This is a genomic window from Phytobacter sp. V91 (genome assembly GCF_965644225.1).
In the GTDB taxonomy this organism is placed as follows: domain Bacteria; phylum Pseudomonadota; class Gammaproteobacteria; order Enterobacterales; family Enterobacteriaceae; genus CBFFRJ01.
Window position 1 is genome coordinate 1 of the sequence record NZ_CBFFRJ010000037.1, and the last position, 21048, is coordinate 21048.

Below are 21048 nucleotides of genomic sequence, written 5' to 3' on the forward strand. Positions count from 1 at the left end.
ACAGCTCAGCTAAGGTAAGGCTAATACAGATAAGGACTCCACTGAACCCCACCGATTAAATCGCACCTTCCTTAAGCTTACATTGAAAACAGATTTCCCCATAGCTAATTAACCATGTGACCTGTATTATTCATTCTCGTTTCACCCCATACAATCGTGGGTGATTTCCAAAAATGTTCTCCATCATAAATGGTCTGCCAGCAGAGGTTACTATATTATGGATAATGAAGTCGATCAGAGCCCAGTAATCTATCAGCAACTAATGACCTTTTTAGAAGGTGATACTTCATTAGAAGTTTATCGTAAAATAATAGTGCCAGAAAAAAAATTACCAAGTAAAAACTTCGCTAATTTAGCATTTGGAAATTATCAAATCATTACATTATTAAGCGATGAAGACCATATCAACATTAATGACTTCAATACACCAGACGAAATAAACATACAAATCCCAGACATCATAAAAAAACACTTAAACACTCTAACATGCAAACTTGATAATATCTGTGCTTCAGGTTGAGTTGTCTGCAAACATTATAACCGCGTAGATACTAAAACAAAAAAACCTTAACATCGATAATGAAAAGAAATGGAAACCCCATGTCAAAACATGATTTAGTCAGTATATTGATACCTGCATACAAGGCAGATTTCTTTGAAGAAGCACTTTTGAGTGCACTTAACCAAGATTGGGGTAATATTGAGATCATTGTTTGTGACGACAGTGACAATGATAGTATCCATTATTTATGCAAACACTATTCATCCTTACAAAAAAGAGATATATTCTATTATAAAAATGAACGCCGACTACTTAAAACAGGCAATATTTTACGTTGCCTAAGTTTTTCTCGTGGTAAATATATTAAATTTTTGTATGATGATGATACGCTACAAGCCCACTGCATTACCCGCCTGGTTGAAGCCCTACAAAATAACCCCAATGTTGTTTTAGCCTCATCACGCAGGACTCGTATTGATGAAAAGGGGAATAAACTACCTGATATTGCTGCCACCGCATTTCCATTTAATCAAGATGCCATTATTAATGGTCATGATCTCATTTCATTCCTTTGCGACCATAAAGTTAACTTCATTGGAGAACCCAGTGTTTTCCTGTGCTACCGTGATGACCTCATAGAATTAGGCGATCAAATATTCAATATTAATAACGAAGAGATGCCTTACTTCACGGATGTCGCTTTAATGGTTAAATTATTCAGAAAAGGTGATCTTGCGTTTCTCTGCGAATCACTGTCTAGTATTAGGATCTTAGCGGGGAAAACCAGTCAGATGGCTACCTCTCAACAAAGTCAAGTAGATCGTACTTATAGTCTGATGCCTAAGTTGATTAAAGAATTAGGATGGTATAAAGGCAATAAAGAAGATAATCAGTTCGTCCGTGTTACACCGATGAGTACACCTGACAAAGTTCTGACTGAAAACCTGTTCCAGGCATTATTAGCATCAAGACATCAATCATTATTTCAGCACCAAAGTGACCAGTTTACCCAATGGTTGGGTAATCGTCATTTGCCTGAACAGCTCAAACCCTTTGCTGATGAATTTCAAAAAACGCGAAAAACTCAAAATAATTTATTCATTTTTATAGAGAAAAATACTCATTCATATGAGGCCGTGCATAAAACACTGGCCAGTATAAATAACTATTCTGGATATGGACTGATTATCACACCATTGATAATTGAGAAGAATAGTAACCTGGTTCCGACGATCAACCAATACCTCGCAGACAATCCAACCGACTGGGTAATGTTTTGTGAAGCTGGCGAAACGATCCTTGCTAGCGGGATGCTGATGTTTGACCTGGCGCTGGAAGATGCGGCTAACTGTGATGCTATTTATGGTGATGAGTTTTATCAGTTCGAAAATTACATAAACGGCACCGCCCTGCGTCCTGATTTCAACCTCGATATGCTATTGAGTTATCCGTCGGAAATGGCGCGTCACTGGATTTTCCGGGTAGGTACTCTTCTGGAATCAGGAGGTTTTGATACAAGGTATAGCCAGGCATGGCAGTTTGAATATATTGTTCGTTTAATTGAGATGAAAGGCACCCAGTTTGCAGGACACCTACCTGAACCCTTTGTCATTGCGCACTCACCGCAAATAGAAACTCACCAGGAAGAATTACACATTCTTACCCGTCATTTGCACAACAGGGGCTACCCAAATGGACAGGTGGAAACAACAGGTAGTGGTATGTATGCGTTGTGTTATCAACATGCCGAACAACCCCTTGTTTCGATTCTTATTCCGACCAAGGATCAACTCGATATCCTGATCCCCTGCGTCACAACGCTTCTGGAAAAGACACGCTATCAGAATTACGAAATCATCATTATAGATAATAACAGTGAAACTATTGAAGCCCAGGAGTGGTTAGCCAGTATTGCAACAAAATATCCTGAACGTCTTCAGGTACTGGCCTACCCTCATCCTTTTAACTACGCAGCCATCAATAATATGGCAGCTCGAGTTGCGAAAGGAGAATATTTATTACTCCTTAATAACGATACCGAAATTGTCAGCAGCACATGGCTGGACAATCTAATGAACCATGCCCAACGGCCTGAAGTCGGAATTACTGGAGCAAAACTTTTATATCCTGGTGGCGCAATACAACACGCAGGTGTTGTCATGGGTTTACATGGTCCGGCATCACACCCGTTTAATAGCTACGAGCAGGATACTCCTGGTTATATGAATAGACTGCATATAGATCAAAACTATAGCGTGGTCACGGCGGCATGTTTACTTATTCGCAAGAGTGTATACGAACAAGTTGGCGGAATGGATGAACATAATTTCAAAGTCTCTTACAACGATGTCGATTTATGCCTGAAAGTGCGGGAGGCTGGCTATCTGACAGTGTGGACACCCCATTCTGTGGTTATCCATATCGGCAATGTCAGCCAGATACATGTTGATAAAACGAAACATGAACAAAAAATTATCCGTCTGAAAGGTGAACAGGATGTAATGTATAGCAAATGGCTACCTATTATTACTAACGATCCTGCTTATAATCCGAACCTCTATTTAGGTGGTGATGGATATGAGTTTATTCTTGATAGCATAAGCACATGGCAGCCATTGCACTGGAAACCTTTACCCACGGTGCTGGCGTTTCCATTATCGAATAATTCGGACAGTGCTAAACGGATAATATATCCGCTGGAACTAATGAAAGCAGCCGCTATGGTTGATGGTTTGTCTATGCCTAATCCACAAAACTACCCAGAACTTGCTCGCTATGCTCCGACGACAGTGATAGTGCAACAACAAATTACCCCATTAGTTCAGGAATGGCTCCACCGGCTTAAAACTATTGTTCCTACATTTACTGTCTTCGATATGGACGAGTATCTTCCGGCAATGAAGCCCGCTGCCGCTTTAAAAGCCAATCTACCGAAAGATATATTGAGCATACTGGAAACAACTCTGCAAAGTGTACATCGGGTTATTGTGCCTACTGAGGTAATGGCAGAACATTGCAATAAGCTGCATGATGATGTCTGCGTGATGGAAACATTACTCTCACCGACTCTATGGTCAAATCTAAATAGCCTTCGTGGCATAGGGAAAAAGCCACGTGTATGTTGGGCTGGCAGCGCCGAAAATAATGCCGAACTGGAGATAATCCATAAAGTTATTGCACAAATGGCCAACCATGTTGAATGGATATTCCTCGGCTACTGCCCACCTTCGCTGCGCAGATATGTTACGGAAATACATGCCAGAGTTACACCTGAGCGTTATCCGCATATGCTGGCTTCTCTTAACCTGGATCTTGCTATCGTGATCCGGACAGATAATCCATGGTCTAACACATTAGGGTATACACAACTGCTTGAATTTGGTGCCTGTGGTGTCCCTGTTATTTGCAGCAATGTCATCGGTTTTCGCAATGACCTTAAAGTCACTCGCGTCGAAAACAGGGCTAAAGAATGGTATGAGGCTATTGAGATGCATATAGGAGATCTTGATGCTACGTGGAAGCTCGGAGATATATTAAAATCACAGGTTCAGCAGCGCGGTATGTTGCAAGGAGAACAGTTGCTTAAACTTGCGCAGTACTGGTTGCCGGTCTAATCTCACATCATCATGGCGAGGTCATACTCGCCATGATGATGTCGTTCTCATTAAGCCTTGCGCATGAAACTTATTTTACTGTCGATAACCAACTATGGTGCCATTCATCCAGCCCATGATCGCGTAAATACCAGTCCCTTTGAATTGCATCACGAAGCGCATCCCCCTGCGCAACACGAAATTGTGCATCATGGATGTGCATCTGAATGGCTTTCATCCAGTCTTTAAATCGATTATCGACTAATGTAACTGGCAAATCGCAGCGATATGGCACGATGTCTGTTGCAATAATTGGTACACCACAGGTCCCAATTTCCAGCAAGCGCAGATTGCTCTTACACTCATTGAATTGATTGATTTCAAGGGGTACCAGTGCAAGATCCAAATTAAGGCTGGCTAATTTTTCAGGGTATAGCTCGAATGGTACGCCTGGATGGAACTCGCATTTTACCCCTTCAGGTTTCATCCCCATAAAGACCCACTGCACCTGATCTTCTAATTCTTTGATAATTGGACGCAGTATCTCCAAATCGCCTGCATGGCTATTGCCGCCGGCCCAGCCAACGCGAATTTTTTTGCTGGTATCACGTTCACTCCAAAGATGTCCCCACTGACTCACCGACAATCGGTTTTGTGCCACCCTGATATCCGGGTGGAAATCACGATAGGCTTCAGCCAAAGGGTGTGTGGATACCACTATCCAGTCAGCATTTTCGATAACTCGCCGCAGGTTTTTAATGATGTGCTGAGGAAAGTTGTGCCTGTTTTGGTTTTTGATCGGCAGGTTGGGAATATAATCGTCATATTCCACAACTATTTTAGCATCTGAAACCTTACGGTATTGCTCCATGATGTAGGGCACACTTGGGCTGGTAAGTAACTCCAGCAGCACAATATCCGGTTGCTGCAGAGCAACTTCCATTACTCCTGGCACACCATGGAGCAATCCACCTTCACAGAGTAATTGTTCTTCCAGCGCTTTAAAGGGCTGAATAACGCGGTGGTTGCCACAGCCAAACCAGTTAACGTGGTTGGCAAGAATAACAGGTAGCGGCCGCCCGGGTAATGGTTCAAAGAAACGCCCGGTATTCGGTGAGAGAGTAAATGGCGTCCCCATCTTATGTAGCGCCGGATGATACGCAGGATCATGTGCCAATGCCCCGCCCCAGGTCTCACGTAACTTGTCATAATCAACCAGACCTGGTCGTGGGGAAACATTAAATTTATCCGTCAACAAGCGCGTCGCGCCGCCCATATGTTTCAGACGGGCATAAGGCGTCCAGACATTCAGATAGCCTTGTTTTTGTAGCTTCAGGCCCAAGTCAGTATCCCCTAAGTAGATCGGGAATTTATCAGCACTGAAACCACCCACATCATCGAATACTGCTTTTCGAACCATCATGCAGGCACCGCTGACAGAGGCCAGATTGTGCGCACTTTGTAGATAGTAGAGATAGCCCAACTCCGTTGGCGTAGCGCCTTCGAATACAGTGGCAGACCCCATATGGATACCGGTGAGGATCCCTCCGCCCTGAACGCGCCCGTCATCGAACTCAAGACGCGCGCCGACCAGCCCGACCTCTCCGCGCAGAACATGCTCCATCATTGCGCTAAGCCAATCAGACTCGAACACTTCAATATCATTATTAAGGAATAACAATACCTCGCCGCGAGCCTGTGTTGCGGCAAAATTGTTGATTGCGGCATAATCGAAGGGATGCGGATAACGCAAAACGCGCAACTGGGGCAGATTGAGCTTCTCTAGCTCATCCAGGAACTGGCAGGCATCGGGTTCGACAGACTGGTTATCGACAATCAAAATCTCATACTGATGCCAGCTGGTTTTTTCCATCAAAGATTCAATGCAACGTTTGAGCAGGGGCAGATGGTCGCGGGTGGGGATAATGATTGATACCAGAGGCTGTATATCCCAATGATAGCGCACGCGCTGAGCAACATTGATGAGTCCTTTTTCAATAGTCGCAGTAATACCCAGTCGCTGTAGATGACCAGTGACAATGGTTGCCATCTCTTGCTGAAGCTGTGGATTATCGAACCACTGCTGTAAGGTTTGAATCTGGGTATAAAGGACTTCTGACACATGGCCAACCACCGGTACACCGCCACGCTCAATAAAGCGCCAGAGTAAATCAATCAGCGCCAGATGCTGGTACTGTTCATCAAGCCCCCCACAGTCTCTTGCCGCCTGGCTGTTGAACAACAGCACCTGGCCGATATAAGGAATGCTACGCAGGAGATCGATATTACAATCGGGTTTTAGCACGAGATTGTGTTCACCGTCCTCCTCCAGAGTCATCTCATCGCTGTACCATATCAGAACACTGGGATGGCGTAATCGCTGCTCAGCAAAGAGCAGGAGAGCATCGTCCTGGGGTTCCACACCGGCGGGTATTGTCAGAATGGCATCATGCGGGGTCGTGGCAAGCTGCTCGTTCAATATCTTAACCCAGTTGCCCGAGTGTGGTCGGACCTCAATACCTTCTGGCGGGTTCGTAGAGACGCCGGCAGGCGTAAGGAGTGTGATACTTTTGGCCGGTAAACTTTGTCGCATCAACGCCATGATGGTATTTGTCGCCAGAGACGTTGACTGCCCATCATCAACAATCACCACCGCAATATCTGCACTGACAGGAACAGATTCAACAAACGCCGTTAATGTCTCACGACGTGCCCGACTTATCCGCCGATCCGTCAACCATTTGTTTATCGAATACCCTTGCTCCATATCCGACAACAAGGTTTTTCCATGCAGTTCAAAAGCACGAATTTCAGCCTCATCAAGGGTAAAAGCTTGCGGTTGCAGATCGCTTTCCAGAAGAGAGTCCAGAACCGTTCTCGCATCCCACTTAGCCTGAATACGTGACTGTACGCCAGCAACCCAGCTTACCGCTTGTTCATAGCCTTCGGTAAGTTGCTCGACCAATTCGCACGCTGCCGGGCTGGCCCCTCCAGAGACGCAAGAAAAGTGATAATCATCGCAACGTTCAAAATTGTCTTCGGTGATGTACCCCTCACTGCGGCCTTCAGCAGCGAGGAATACCGGCACACCAGCGCATAATGCTTTTGGGACTATCTCGTCAGCCCCGATGACCACGTCATAATTCTGTAGCCACTCGGACGTAATACGTTCCTGCAAGTTGCTCAAATCCAGCCATTCGAGCGTAAGGCCATTGTCCAGCAGTTTTTGCTGGACCTCCTGCATCTCAAATGCAAATGTTGCGCTGGCATAAAGGATCTGCTTCAGGGCTGCGGTTTTTTTGGTATCTACAGGTGAGTTTTTTCGGCAGATATAAGGTAGCAGCGTAAGTTTTTCAGCCTGAATACCCTGCTCGACCATCTTTCTGTTTACGCCGGTGGACAAGCTCAACGCTTTTGCCGCCATCCTGTTTTCAAGTTCAGCACCGTAAGGAAGGTAAATGTCGGCGTAATTAAAGAAATGGCGAAATACGATAGGGCCCTGAACGCGTTGATGAACAAGCAAGTTCAGTAACGATGAGGACAGATAGCCTTTATAAATCCAGATAAGATCGTAGCTGGCATGGAAGGTGTCATCTTCCTGGCTCAGACGGCGAAAATCAGTGTTTCTCTGGTAATTATTAATGCAGGGCTGCATGTTTCTATTGATACGACCGGCAGAAAGGTCTATAGCCCAGCCCTTTTCTACAAAGGTATCAATCACATCCAACATCTCGGTAATTGTAGCACTCAGCATGTCAACTTTATCGATACTGATTAGCAACCTTTTCATTACGCTGCTCTCTCCATTTTCTGCCTTTCTTATATGCACAGCACTGCGCTGATAATGACTTTGATTATCTACACTCGGTTGGGAAACGAGAGCAGAATTAACTCTAACAAACAGTCTCTGTTCGTACGATTAGCAGTAAATTATCTGTCAGTATCGTCAATAACTTTTCGCCTTTAAGATACGATTCTGCCTGTTCATGCGGTTTTTGAATCGCCACGGATTCTCTGTCTATCTTGTTCATGTAACAGGTACGTCTCAGGTGCATGTCATCATTTGTATCTGCTGTTGCCATATAATGTCCTGTCGTCCAGTATTGATGTCGTGCTACGAAAAAATCGTTATTAGGATTAGCACTGGATATTTCGACGCTGTACTTTGGGGCATCCGAAAAATACAGGCAAAGAACGGATTGGATGTAGGAAGCAAGGCCATACCTTCTCATGCGATTGGCTAACAAACCATCGCAGTATTAAACATGATATGAGTCTTGAGAATAAAAAACGGGCACCAGTGGCACCCGTTTGTCTGTAAGTTACGAAGATTAACGCAGCAGGGACAGCATGGTCTGCGGAACCTGGTTGGCCTGTGCCAACACCGAAGAACCCGCCTGCTGTAGTATCTGCGCTCGAGACATGTTCGATACTTCCGTCGCATAGTCAGAATCCTGAATTCGGCTACGTGCAGCCGTCAGGTTGCTGGTCGTGTTATTCAGGTTGGTGATTGCAGACTCAAAACGGTTCTGAGATGCACCCAACAGGCTGCGCTGAGAATCCACTTCTTTGATTGCCGCATCAATTTTAACTAACGGACCATCACTAACTACTCCGCTTGCATCAGTAGCAATTGCGCTCAGAACATCAAAACCACTTGCTTCAACTTTACGGGTGCCAGTAGCGCCCGTGTTATCGCTCAACGCACCTGTAGCAACGTAAGCACCGCCGTTGTTAGCATTATTATCGGATGTCTGATACAAGTTCCAGCCCTTGCTCGCACCGACGGAGATGCTGATGGTTTCAGCATCTTTGGAGCCAACCTGGAAGGAATAGCTGGTATCGGTATCAGAGCCGGTATTCAGGACTTTGATGCCGTTGAAGTCGGTCTGTTTTGTTACACGGTCAACTTCAGCCAGACGCTGGTTAACTTCAGACTGGATGGAGTCAAGGTCAGAAGCTGAGTTGGAGCTGTTCTGCGCCTGAACAGTCAGGTCACGAACACGTTGCAGGTTGTTGTTGATTTCGCTCAGCGCACCTTCAGCAGTCTGCGCCAGAGAGATACCATCGTTGGCGTTACGGGCTGCAACGGTCAGACCGTTGATGTTAGAAGTAAAGCGGTTTGCAATTGCCTGACCCGCAGCATCATCTTTTGCACTGTTGATACGCAGACCGGAAGACAGGCGCTCAATCGAAGTACCCAGAGAAGACTGAGATTTAGTCAGGTTGTTCTGAGTTGTCAGCGACAGGGTGTTAGTATTAATAACAGCCATAGGATTTATCCTTCATTGGTAAATTAATATTCCGGTATGCGCCATCGGCTTCATCACCGTCATAATAGTTATCGACGCAAGGAACAAACACTTTAGCATTTTTTTTATTTTCATTTTTCCAGCCTGTCGTGGCATAAAAAGTTCACTAACATTCTGTTTAAGAAACAGTTAAAACAGAATGGCCAAAATCTTTCGCCAAACGTTGCCTGCACAAGGCTGACATTGTTTTCATCTTCACAGCAGAATGGTGTCGATTGACAGCCCCCCCCCTGAGTCAGGGGGCTGTAAAAACCCTCGCATTTAAACGCGTAAACTACCCATCAATCGCCCTCTTTATTTGCCCATTGTTTTTTTCAAAAGCCTCTAATCTTTTCTCATTCGCTGCCGATAATCCATCCAGTGATTGTCTCAGATGAAAGGATGATATTTATGGCAACAATTAGTTCTCTTGGCGCTGGCACCAGCATGAGCTCCACCCTCAGCACATTATATGATGGTCTGGAAAACGCTGAAAAAACCAAACTGACGCCGATTACCGCCCAGCAAACCTCTTATAAGGCCAAGCTGACGGCATGGGATGTGGTAAAAACCGCGTTAAATAAGGTTCAGACGGCTTCTGATGCGCTAAAGAATACATCCGCCATTGCCACGGCTAAGGTTACCAGCACCAACAGTGCCTTTACTGCAACGTTGGGCAACAGCGCCACCGCCGGCACCTATTCTATTGAAGTCACCGCCCTGGCGGCGTCTCAATCGTTGTTGAGCCCGGTTGTTGCCAGCAAAGACACCGATCTTGGCAACAGCAACATGAGCTCGCGCACCATTACTATTGCGCAGCCGGGTCAAACCACGCCAATGACGGTGACGCTTGCTGCGGATAAAACCAGCCTTGCCGATGTGCGTGATGCGATCAATGCCAAACAAGGCAGCGTCACCGCCAGCATCATCAAAGCCGATGACAACAGCTATTACCTTGCGCTGACGTCACGCGACAGCGGCACCAAAAATGCGATGACCGTCTCCACTGATGACGCCGAACTGGCAAAATACATCAGCTATGACGCCACGGGCGCCGGCACCAGCAAAATGACGCAGCAGGTTGAAGCGGCAGATGCGAAGCTGGAAATTAACGGGATCGAAATCACCCGTAGCAGCAATACCATTACCGATGCCACCGATGGTCTGACCTTAACACTGACCAAAACCAATGTCGGTAGCCCGGAAACCCTGACCGTTGCCAAAGACAACACGGCAATGACAGCCGCTATTCAGGCCTATGTTGATGCCTATAACTCATTGCAGACGACAATTTCCAGCCAGACGAAGTATACGGCTGTCGATCAGGGTACGGATAGTCAGGATTCCTCAAACGGCGATCTGCTGGGCGACGGTACGCTGCGTAACATCCAGACCCGTCTGCGCTCCATGCTCTCGACCTCTCAGGGTACAGGCTCGCTGAACACCCTCTCACAGATGGGTATCACGCAGGATGTGAGCGGCAAGCTGACCGTAGACAGTACCAAACTGGATAAAGCGCTGACGGAAAACTCTGCCGACGTGGTTTCATTCCTCTCAGGTGATGGTTCAACGACTGGTTTCGCTACCCAGACCAGTGCGCTTCTTACCAGTATTTTAGGTACCGATGGCTCCTTACAGAACGCCACCGACGGTATCAACAAAACGCTGAAAAAGCTGAATGACGATTACGATCGCGTTAACGCGCAAATTACGGTCACGATGGCGCGTTATAAAACGCAGTTTACGTCGCTGAGTACGCTGATCTCTTCACTTGATTCCACGGCAAGCTATTTGACGCAGCAGTTTAATGCAATGAGCTCAAGTTCATAAGTTATTGATTGAGGTTTGACATGTATACGAAATCGGGGATCCAGGCCTATGCCACGGTCGGCGTTGAAAGCGCCGTCCTTAGCGCCAGCCCGCATCAACTTGTGGTTCTCCTTTTTGATGGCGCATTAAGCGCAATGAAAAAAGCGGCCATCTTGATTGAGCTGGGAGACATTCCCGGTAAAGGAAAGGCGCTGTCACATGCCATCAATATCATCAGCAACGGTTTGCGCGCGGGCCTCAACCACGATGTCAGTGGTGAGCTCTCGGCAAACCTTGACAGTCTTTACGACTACATGACACGGCGTCTTTTGCAGGCAAATCTCCACAATGATCTTAGCGCCATTGAAGAAGTGACAATGTTGCTGACTAACATTGCGGATGCCTGGAAAGAAATTGGTCCAAATAATCCCAATGCGCAGGACACATACTAATGGAAGCAAATTTCGGGTTGCTCCACCACTACCAACAACTGCTCATGACCAGTTGTACCATGCTCAATCTCGCGAGAGAGGCCCGCTGGGATGACCTGATTCAACATGAACTGGCCTATGTTACAGCGGTAGAGAAACTGACTCAGTCTCAGGGTGCAAGTGATATTGCACCCCATGTACAGGCGCAAATACGCCCGCTACTTAAGCAAATCCTCGATAACGAGGTGGAGCTTAAAACGTTATTACATCAGCGCATGGAAGAGTTACGGACTCTGGTTGGACAAACATCCCGACAACATAACCTGAATTCAACATATGGACGTCTTTCTGGCAATATTCTGTTCCCCAGCGAGCTGTAATCTCGCCCGATAAAGCGGGTGATTTTTTAATCCCCTCACCCGCTTTATTTTCTGCTTTCAGCCATACTTAGGGTGTTCTTAATCAGGAGCACGGAAGATGAAAAATCCCACCTTATTGCAGGCTTTTCACTGGTATTACCCGGATGGCGGGAAACTGTGGCCGGAAATCAGCGAACGCGCGCCCCACTTAAATGATATCGGCATCAACATGGTCTGGCTGCCCCCGGCATATAAAGGTGCGTCCGGCAGCTACTCCGTAGGTTATGACAGTTATGATCTTTTCGATTTAGGTGAGTTTGACCAGAAAGGGTCGATAGCCACCAAATATGGCGATAAAAGCCAGCTGCTGGCCGCCATTAACGCCCTGCGCGAAAATGACATTGCCGTCCTGCTGGATGTGGTGGTGAACCACAAAATGGGGGCCGATGAGAAAGAAGCTATCCGCGTTAACCGGGTCAATGCCGAGGATCGCACGCAAATTGATGATGAGATAGTCGAGTGCGAAGCCTGGACGCGTTACACCTTCCCGGCACGCCAGGGTCAGTACTCGCAGTTTATCTGGGACTTCAAATGCTTTAGCGGCATCGACCATATCGAAAACCCGGATGAAGACGGCGTGTTTAAAATTGTCAATGATTACACCGGTGAGGGCTGGAACGATCAGGTCGATGATGAAATGGGTAACTTCGATTACCTGATGGGTGAGAACATCGATTTTCGCAACCACGCCGTCACCGAAGAGATCAAATACTGGGCGCGCTGGGTAATGGAACAGACCCATTGCGACGGTTTTCGCCTCGATGCGGTGAAACATATTCCGGCCTGGTTCTATAAAGAGTGGATTAACCACGTGCAGGAGGTCGCGCCAAAACCGCTGTTTATCGTGGCGGAATACTGGTCGCATGACGTTGAGACCTTAAAGCAGTACATCCATCAGGTGGATGGCAACACAATGTTGTTCGACGCGCCGCTGCATCTGAAATTCCACGAAGCCTCTCGCCAGGGACGCGACTACGATATGAGCCAGATTTTCAGCGGCACCCTGGTGGAAAGCGACCCCTTCCATGCCGTGACGCTGGTGGCAAACCACGATACCCAGCCTTTGCAGGCGCTGGAAGCCCCGGTGGAGCCCTGGTTTAAACCCCTTGCCTACGCCTTAATCTTGCTGCGGGAAAATGGCGTACCTTCGGTTTTTTACCCTGACTTATTTGGCGCCAGCTACGCGGATACCGGGGGCGATGGTGAAACATACTCTATCGATATGCCGGTGATTGAAAATCTCAGTCAGTTGATCCTTGCCCGTCAGCGTTTTGCCCATGGCGTGCAGACGCTGTGGTTTGATCATCCCAATTGTATTGCCTTTAGCCGCAGCGGTACCGATGAGGATCCGGGCTGCGTGGTGGTGATGTCCAATGGCGATGAGGGGGAGAAGAGGCTTAATCTGGGGGAAAACTACAGCAACAAACGATGGCGGGATTTTCTCGGCAACCAGCCAGAGACCATCGAGACAGATGAACAGGGTGAAGGCCTCTTTACCTGCCCGGCCGGCAGCGTCAGCGTGTGGGTAATCGAGGACGTTATCTGAACATCGCGCTGAGTGGCGCACACCACTCAGCGCAGGTCCGTCAGGGTTTTAACCCCAGGGCCGTTTTTTTAGCTAACGCATCGGCGCATTCGACACTCGGCTTTGCTACCCGCTTGAGGGTCATCCCGGCATATTCCAGCCGATCGCCAGTGCGATTAATACGGTAGATGTCGCGCTGCTGGGTAATGTTGACCAGCTTATCGCTGCGCAGCGTCAGCTTACCCGGAATGGCAATAACCCGCTGCCACTGGCGGCAATCCAGGGTGTCGCCTTCGGGCGTAACAATCAGAGTGGCAATAGCCTGCGGGCTGACCATTTCGCTTTGCGGCCCGTCTGACTGCCAGTTTCCGGCAAGCCCTTCCGGGGCCGGACGCTTAACCACGGACTCGTAATTCTCAATTTGCGCACAACCGCTCAGCAGCAATAATGCGCCAATAACCCAACGTTTTTTCATCATTTTTCCTGCCTCAAGAAACCCAAAGAGTGTGGCATCAAACAGGGGATGCCACCAGTCTTTCATGGCTGTGATCCGCATTAACCCCACAAATTGTTTGATGCGCGCCGGGGTTCCAGGCAACCGCACTGTGTATTATCCCTTTAGGCCCGCGATCGCCGGGTCGCCCTTATCGATCCTTCTGAGTTCAGAGACGACACTATGACATGGCAGCACTTTAAACAGGTCTTTCTTATTAAGTTCTGGTCCCCGATCCCTGCGGTTATCGCGGCGGGGATCCTTTCCACTTATTACTTTGGCATCACCGGTACCTTCTGGGCAGTCACCGGGGAATTTACCCGCTGGGGTGGGCAACTCCTGCAACTGGCGGGAGTGCATACCGAAGAGTGGGGATATTTCAAATTGATTCACCTCGAAGGCACCCCGCTGACCCGTATCGACGGCATGATGATTATTGGCATGTTCGGCGGTTGCTTTGCCGCAGCCTTATGGGCAAATAACGTTAAGCTGCGTTTTCCTCATAGCCGGAAACGCATTGCCCAGGCCATCGCGGGCGGTATTATTGCCGGGTTTGGCGCACGACTGGCAATGGGCTGTAATCTTGCCGCCTTCTTTACCGGCATTCCGCAGTTCTCGCTCCACGCCTGGTTCTTTGCCATTGCTACGGCGATCGGTTCGTGGTTTGGCGCTCGTTTTACCCTGCTGCCGTTTTTTCGTATTCCGGTCAAATTGCAGAAGGTTTCTGCGGCATCGCCGTTAACCCAGAACGCCGACCTGGCCCGTCGCCGTTTTCGCCTCGGGATGCTGATTTTTGTCGGCATGCTCGGCTGGGCTCTGCTCACCGCCATGAACCAACCTAAACTCGGTCTGGCGATGCTGTTTGGCGTCGGCTTCGGTTTGTTGATTGAGCGGGCGCAAATCTGCTTTACCTCCGCCTTCCGCGATATGTGGATAACCGGGCGTACCGTGATGGCGAAAGCCATTATCTTTGGCATGGCGGTCAGTGCGATCGGCATCTTCAGCTACGTCCAGCTTGGCGTGGAAGCCAAAATCATGTGGGCAGGCCCCAACGCCGTGCTCGGCGGGCTGCTGTTCGGGTTTGGCATCGTGCTGGCTGGCGGCTGTGAAACCGGCTGGATGTATCGCGCGGTTGAAGGCCAGGTGCATTTCTGGTGGGTGGGTCTTGGAAACGTGATAGGTTCAACGCTGCTGGCTTATTACTGGGATGGCCTTGCGCCTGCGCTTGCAACAAGCTGGGATAAAGTCAATTTACTCAACTCTTTTGGCCCGCTCGGTGGGCTGTTGCTGACCTACGCCATGCTGATTATTGCACTTCTGCTGGTGATTGGCTGGGAAAGACATTTCTTTCGCGCTACCCCCGAAACTGCCGTTAAGGAGACCGCATGAGTATTGTTCCTGATTACCGCCTGGATATGACGGGTGAGCCCTGCCCTTACCCGGCTGTCGCAACACTTGAAGCCTTACCGCAACTAAAAAAAGGGGAAATTCTGGAAGTGGTCAGCGACTGCCCGCAGTCAATCAACAACATCCCGGTAGATGCCCGTAACCACGGCTATAAGGTACTGGATATTCAGCAGGACGGTCCGACAATTCGCTATCTGATCCAACGATAGACATTCCCCATCCGGCGGGAAAGAAAAAAATGGCTGCCCCGTTCGGGGCTGCCATCAAAACGTACTAAACCTGCATATTCATAACTTCCTGGTACGCAGAAACTAATTTGTTGCGTACCTGGATGCCCATTTGCAGGGAAATGGATGATTTTTGTAAATCGGTCATTACATCATTCAACGCCACGCCCGGCTCGCCAAGGGTGAATTTTTCAGCCTGAGTGCGCGCCGCGTTCTGCGTATCGCTGATTCGGTCCAGTGCCGCATGCAGTTGCCCGGCAAAACTGACCGTCTGAACGCTGTCAACGCTTTGATTTTTAGCGATTCCTGCCGTTGCTTGCAGCTGGCTGACAACGCTTTCAATACCCTGTATTGCCATGGATTATCCCCGGATGGATTGATACCCGGACAAGGTTACCAGCTTGTCAATGCGATAATGGCGGTAAATAACGATAAAAAACCAGGTTATTTGAGGCATAGAAAATTCTGAATCATCAAATAATGGCACAGCCATGTTAATGGAAAAATGTCGAGTTTGCCGACCCGGGAGTCAGTTTTGCAGCATTACTCAAATAACAACATCCACCCTGAGTTACGAGGTGCACAATGAGTGCGACTTCAGCGACTACACCACAGAATAAATCTCTGGAGTGGATCAACCGCTTACGTGCGAACCCCAAAATCCCATTAATGGTCGCGGGCGCTGCTGCCGTTGCCATTGTTGTTGCGATGGTGCTGTGGGCAAAAAGCCCTGATTACCGTACGCTGTACAGCAACCTGTCCGACCAGGACGGGGGCGCTATCGTTACCCAACTCACCCAAATGAATATCCCTTACCGCTTCGCTGAAAACGGCGGTGCGCTTGAGGTTCCGGCAGATAAGGTCCATGAACTGCGTCTGCGTCTTGCCCAGCAAGGTTTACCGAAAGGCGGCGCGGTCGGCTTTGAACTTCTCGACCAGGAAAAATTCGGTATCAGCCAGTTCAGCGAGCAGGTCAACTACCAGCGTGCGCTGGAAGGTGAACTGGCGCGGACAATTGAAACCCTTGGCCCGGTAAAAGGCGCGCGCGTTCACCTCGCTATGCCAAAACCGTCGCTGTTTGTCCGTGAACAAAAATCCCCTTCAGCGTCCGTTACGGTCAACCTTGCCCCAGGTCGCGCAATGGATGAAGGCCAGATCAGCGCCGTGGTGCACCTGGTCTCCAGCGCCGTTGCCGGTTTACCGCCGGGTAATGTTACGGTGGTCGATCAGACGGGTCGTCTGCTCACCCAGTCAAACACCTCCGGGCGTGACCTTAATGATGCCCAACTGAAATATGCCGCCGATGTTGAAGGCCGCGTTCAGCGCCGCATTGAAGCCATCCTCGGCCCAATTGTCGGTAACGGCAATATTCACGCTCAGGTCACCGCGCAGATCGATTTCGACAATAAAGAGCAGACCGAAGAGCAGTATCAGCCTAACGGTGACGCTGCTCAGGCAGTGTTGCGGTCGCGCCAGACCAATGAAAGCGAGCAGATTGGCGGTCAATACCCTGGCGGCGTGCCGGGGGCACTGTCTAACCAGCCAGCGCCTGCAAATACGGCGCCGATCACTAACCCGCCTGCTAACCAGAATCAGCAGCAGAACCAGCAGCAGAATGGGCAGCAGCAGGCTTCTGCAACCAGTACGGCTGTTCCGCGTAATACCACCCGTAATGAGACCGCGAACTACGAAGTGGATCGCACCATTCGCCACACCAAAATGAACGTCGGCGATATTCAGCGCCTGTCGGTCGCGGTGGTGGTGAACTACCGCACGCTGCCGGACGGTAAAACCGAAGCTCTGACCGCCGATCAGCTTAAACAGATTGAAGACCTGACCCGTGAAGCAATGGGTTACACCGAAAAACGCGGCGATACCCTGAATGTGGTGAACTCGCCATTCAACGGGACAGACGACGTCGGCGGCCAGTTGCCGTTCTGGCAGCAGCAAGCCTTTATCGATCAGATGCTGGCTGCGGGTCGTTGGTTACTGGTACTTATCGTTGCCTGGCTGTTGTGGCGTAAAGCGGTTCGCCCGCAACTGGTCCGTCGCCAGGAAGAAGCGAAAGCACTCCAGGAACAACAACGTGCCCGTGCTGAAATTGAAGAGTCAGTTGAAGTACGCCTGAGTAAAGATGAACAGGTTCAGCAGCGTCGCAGCAACCAACGTCTGTCGGCAGAAGTAATGAGCCAGCGTATTCGTGAAATGTCTGATAACGATCCGCGCGTTGTTGCGCTGGTCATTCGCCAGTGGATGAGTACCGAAAATGACCAATAGTACAGCGACCCTGACCGGGACAGATAAAAGCGTCATCCTGCTGATGACCATCGGTGAAGACCGCGCTGCGGAGGTGTTCAAACACCTTTCGCAACGCGAGGTACAGCATCTCAGTACTGCCATGGCGAGCGTCAAACAGATCTCCAATAAGCAGTTGATGGACGTGTTGCAGGAGTTTGAAAGTGAAGCGGAGCAGTTTGCTGCGCTTAACATCAACGCCAACGATTACCTGCGTACCGTGCTGGTCAAGGCACTGGGCGAAGAACGTGCCGCCAGCCTGCTGGAAGATATCCTCGAAACCCGCGATACCACCAGCGGGATCGAGACGCTCAACTTTATGGAGCCGCAGAGTGCCGCCGACCTTATTCGCGACGAGCACCCGCAGATTATCGCCACCATCCTCGTCCACCTCAAACGTGGTCAGGCTGCCGATATTCTGGCCCTGTTTGATGAGCGCCTGCGCCACGACGTGATGCTGCGTATCGCCACCTTCGGCGGCGTACAGCCAGCCGCCCTGGCCGAGCTGACGGAAGTTCTGAACAACCTGCTCGACGGTCAGAACCTCAAGCGCAGCAAAATGGGCGGCGTAAGAACGGCAGCCGAAATTATCAACCTGATGAAAACTCAGCAGGAAGAAGCGGTTATTACTGCTGTACGCGAGTTCGACGGCGAGCTGGCGCAAAAAATTATCGACGAGATGTTCCTGTTCGAAAACCTGGTGGAAGTCGACGACCGCAGTATTCAGCGCCTGCTGCAGGAAGTGGATTCCGAATCCCTGCTGGTTGCACTGAAAGGGGCCGAACCGCCATTGCGCGACAAGTTCCTGTGCAACATGTCGCAGCGTGCGGCAGATATTCTGCGCGACGATCTGGCCAACCGTGGCCCGGTTCGTCTGTCTCAGGTCGAGAACGAACAGAAAGCTATCCTGCTTATTGTTCGTCGTCTGGCAGAAACCGGCGAGATGGTGATTGGCAGCGGCGAGGATACCTATGTCTAACGAACTGCCGTGGAAGGTCTGGAAGCCTGAAGATCTTGCGCTCCCGGTGTCTGCTTTCGCTCCGGCATTCGACATCAGCGAAGAGCCGGAAGAAGACAACGTCGAAGATGAGCTGTCTGCCGAGCAAAAACAGCAGCAGCAACTGGCGCAGATCCAGATGCAGGCCCACGAAGCGGGTTACAACGCCGGTCTGGCCGAAGGTCGTCTGAAAGGTCAGGAACAGGGTTATCAGGAAGGTCTGGCGCAGGGCCAGGAAAGCGGCCTGAACCAGGCTCGCCAGCAGCAGGCTCCGCTGCACGCGCGTATGCAGCAGCTGGTGAGCGAATTCCAGTACACCCTGGATGCGCTGGACAGCGTGATTGCCTCCCGCCTGATGCAGATGGCCCTCGAAGCGGCGCGTCAGGTGATTGGTCAGACACCCTGCGTGGATAACACGGCGCTGATTAAACAGATCCAGCTTCTGCTACAGCAGGAGCCTTTATTTAGCGGTAAACCGCAACTGCGTGTGCATCCCGACGATCTGCAACGCGTGGAAGAGATGCTTGGCGCGACCCTCAGCCTGCACGGCTGGCGCTTGCGCGGAGACCCTACCCTGCATCCTGGCGGCTGTAAAGTGTCTGCCGATGAGGGCGATCTTGACGCCAGCGTGGCAACGCGCTGGCAGGAACTTTGCCGCCTGGCGGCACCGGGAGTGGTGTAAATGACCACACGTCTGAACCGTTGGCTGAACACGCTCGATAATTTCGAAACCCGGATGGCGCAACTGCCGTCCGTGCGTCGTTATGGTCGTCTCACACGCGCAACCGGTCTGGTACTGGAAGCGACAGGTTTGCAACTGCCGTTAGGGGCGACCTGCATCATCGAACGTCATGATGGCGGCGAGATGATGGAAGTGGAAAGCGAAGTGGTCGGTTTTAACGGTCAGCGTCTGTTCCTGATGCCGCTTGAAGAAGTTGAAGGCATTTTGCCCGGCGCGCGCGTTTATGCCCGCAGTACCAGCGCTGACGGTCTGCATATCGGTAAGCAATTACCGCTGGGCCCGGCACTGCTTGGTCGCGTGCTCGACGGCGCCGGCAAGCCTCTCGACGGTTTGCCCTCACCAGATACCAGCGAAACCGGTGCGCTCATTACCCAGCCCGTTAACCCGCTCCAGCGCACCGCCATCGAACATGTGCTGGATACCGGCGTGCGTTCGATCAACGCCTTACTGACCGTCGGACGTGGGCAGCGTATGGGCCTGTTCGCCGGTTCCGGCGTAGGTAAGAGCGTGTTGTTGGGCATGATGGCGCGTTATACCGCCGCCGACGTTATCGTCGTGGGTCTTATCGGTGAGCGTGGCCGTGAAGTTAAAGATTTTATCGAGAACATCCTCGGGGCTGAAGGCCGTGCACGTTCGGTCGTCATCGCTGCACCTGCCGATGTGTCTCCTTTATTGCGTATGCAGGGCGCTGCCTACGCGACACGTATTGCGGAAGACTTCCGCGATCGTGGTCAGCATGTTTTGCTGATTATGGATTCGCTGACACGTTACGCGATGGCCCAGCGTGAAATCGCGCTCGCCATCGGCGAACCGCCAGCCACCAAAGGTTATCCACCTTCTGTCTTCGCCAAACTCCCGGCACTGGTCGAACGTGCGGGTAACGGCGTAAGCGGCGGGGGTTCAGTTACCGCCTTTTATACCGTGTTAACCGAAGGGGATGACCAGCAGGATCCTATTGCCGACTCCGCGCGCGCCATTCTTGATGGTCATATCGTGTTATCACGCCGCCTGGCCGAATCCGGTCACTATCCGGCGATTGACATCGAAGCCTCCATCAGTCGTGCCATGACCGCGTTGATTACGGAAAAACATTACGCACGCGTCAGAAATTTCAAACAGTTGTTATCCAGCTTCCAGCGCAACCGCGATCTGGTCAGCGTAGGGGCTTATGCCCGCGGCAGCGACCCGATGCTGGATAAAGCCATCGCTTTATGGCCACAACTGGAAGCGTTTTTGCAGCAAGGTATTTTCGAACGTGCCGGATGGGAAGATTCTATGCAAGCCCTTGAGCTTATCTTCCCGACAGTTTAATGCACC

General features: G+C 50.1%; 16 protein-coding genes. 12 read left to right on the forward strand and 4 right to left on the reverse strand.

What is annotated here, in order from left to right; translation table 11 throughout:
• Window positions 1–217 precede the first annotated feature (217 nt).
• Both ACSZO4_RS09680 and ACSZO4_RS09685 read left to right on the forward strand, forming a co-directional pair.
• Window positions 218–520 carry a hypothetical protein gene (locus ACSZO4_RS09680; RefSeq protein WP_437888715.1) on the forward strand — a complete coding sequence of 101 codons (303 nt, stop codon included), beginning with the start codon at window positions 218–220 and terminating at the stop codon, window positions 518–520.
• Between the two features lie 80 nt (window positions 521–600).
• Window positions 601–4116, forward strand: a complete 3516-nt coding sequence (locus ACSZO4_RS09685; protein WP_437888716.1) for a glycosyltransferase — start codon at window positions 601–603, stop codon at window positions 4114–4116.
• A gap of 70 nt (window positions 4117–4186) precedes the next feature.
• Here the strand turns inward: ACSZO4_RS09685 and ACSZO4_RS09690 are convergent, their stop codons facing one another.
• A complete protein-coding gene (locus ACSZO4_RS09690) occupies window positions 4187–7885 on the reverse strand; it encodes a glycosyltransferase (protein ID WP_437888717.1) in 3699 nt (1232 codons plus the stop codon).
• A 541-nt stretch (window positions 7886–8426) separates the two neighbouring features.
• Entirely contained in the window at window positions 8427–9368 is a 942-nt protein-coding gene (locus ACSZO4_RS09695; RefSeq protein ID WP_437888718.1) for a flagellin, read from the reverse strand.
• Between the two features lie 429 nt (window positions 9369–9797).
• Between ACSZO4_RS09695 and fliD the strand changes: the two genes are divergently transcribed.
• From fliD to amyA, 4 genes are all read left to right on the forward strand, one after another.
• Window positions 9798–11216: a flagellar filament capping protein FliD gene (gene fliD, locus ACSZO4_RS09700; protein WP_437888719.1), complete on the forward strand. Its 1419-nt coding sequence runs from the start codon at window positions 9798–9800 to the stop codon at window positions 11214–11216.
• Window positions 11217–11236: 20 nt separating this feature from the next.
• Window positions 11237–11647 carry a flagellar export chaperone FliS gene (fliS, locus tag ACSZO4_RS09705; RefSeq protein ID WP_437888720.1) on the forward strand — a complete coding sequence of 137 codons (411 nt, stop codon included), beginning with the start codon at window positions 11237–11239 and terminating at the stop codon, window positions 11645–11647.
• On the forward strand, window positions 11647–12006 hold the full coding sequence (gene fliT / locus ACSZO4_RS09710) for a flagella biosynthesis regulatory protein FliT (RefSeq protein ID WP_437888721.1): 360 nt from the start codon (window positions 11647–11649) through the stop codon (window positions 12004–12006). Before fliS ends, fliT begins: the two co-directional genes overlap by 1 nt.
• A gap of 97 nt (window positions 12007–12103) precedes the next feature.
• A complete protein-coding gene (gene amyA, locus ACSZO4_RS09715; RefSeq protein WP_437888722.1) occupies window positions 12104–13591 on the forward strand; it encodes an alpha-amylase in 1488 nt (495 codons plus the stop codon).
• Between the two features lie 40 nt (window positions 13592–13631).
• Here amyA and yedD read toward each other — a convergent pair whose 3' ends face one another.
• Complete coding sequence (gene yedD / locus ACSZO4_RS09720; protein ID WP_437888752.1) at window positions 13632–14045, reverse strand: lipoprotein YedD; 414 nt, start codon at window positions 14043–14045, stop codon at window positions 13632–13634.
• Between the two features lie 201 nt (window positions 14046–14246).
• On the opposite strand from yedD, the gene yedE reads away from it, so the two are divergent.
• Window positions 14247–15452, forward strand: a complete 1206-nt coding sequence (gene yedE / locus ACSZO4_RS09725; RefSeq protein WP_437888723.1) for a selenium metabolism membrane protein YedE/FdhT — start codon at window positions 14247–14249, stop codon at window positions 15450–15452.
• Complete coding sequence (gene yedF / locus ACSZO4_RS09730) at window positions 15449–15679, forward strand: sulfurtransferase-like selenium metabolism protein YedF (protein ID WP_437888724.1); 231 nt, start codon at window positions 15449–15451, stop codon at window positions 15677–15679. Before yedE ends, yedF begins: the two co-directional genes overlap by 4 nt.
• 64 nt (window positions 15680–15743) lie before the next feature.
• On the opposite strand, the gene fliE is transcribed toward yedF, so the two are convergent.
• The gene (gene fliE, locus ACSZO4_RS09735) at window positions 15744–16055 is read right to left on the reverse strand and encodes a flagellar hook-basal body complex protein FliE (RefSeq protein ID WP_437888725.1); all 312 of its coding nucleotides are present in this window, start codon (window positions 16053–16055) and stop codon (window positions 15744–15746) included.
• A 227-nt stretch (window positions 16056–16282) separates the two neighbouring features.
• On the opposite strand from fliE, the gene fliF reads away from it, so the two are divergent.
• From fliF to fliI, 4 genes are read left to right on the forward strand one after another with little or no spacing between them, the layout of a single operon-like run.
• Window positions 16283–17974, forward strand: coding sequence for a flagellar basal-body MS-ring/collar protein FliF (gene fliF, locus ACSZO4_RS09740; protein ID WP_437888726.1), 1692 nt, complete (start codon window positions 16283–16285; stop codon window positions 17972–17974).
• A complete protein-coding gene (gene fliG, locus ACSZO4_RS09745; RefSeq protein WP_437888727.1) occupies window positions 17964–18971 on the forward strand; it encodes a flagellar motor switch protein FliG in 1008 nt (335 codons plus the stop codon). Before fliF ends, fliG begins: the two co-directional genes overlap by 11 nt.
• Window positions 18964–19671, forward strand: coding sequence for a flagellar assembly protein FliH (fliH, locus tag ACSZO4_RS09750; RefSeq protein ID WP_437888728.1), 708 nt, complete (start codon window positions 18964–18966; stop codon window positions 19669–19671). Before fliG ends, fliH begins: the two co-directional genes overlap by 8 nt.
• Entirely contained in the window at window positions 19672–21042 is a 1371-nt protein-coding gene (gene fliI / locus ACSZO4_RS09755) for a flagellar protein export ATPase FliI (protein ID WP_437888729.1), read from the forward strand.
• The last annotated feature ends 6 nt before the right edge of the window (window positions 21043–21048 follow it).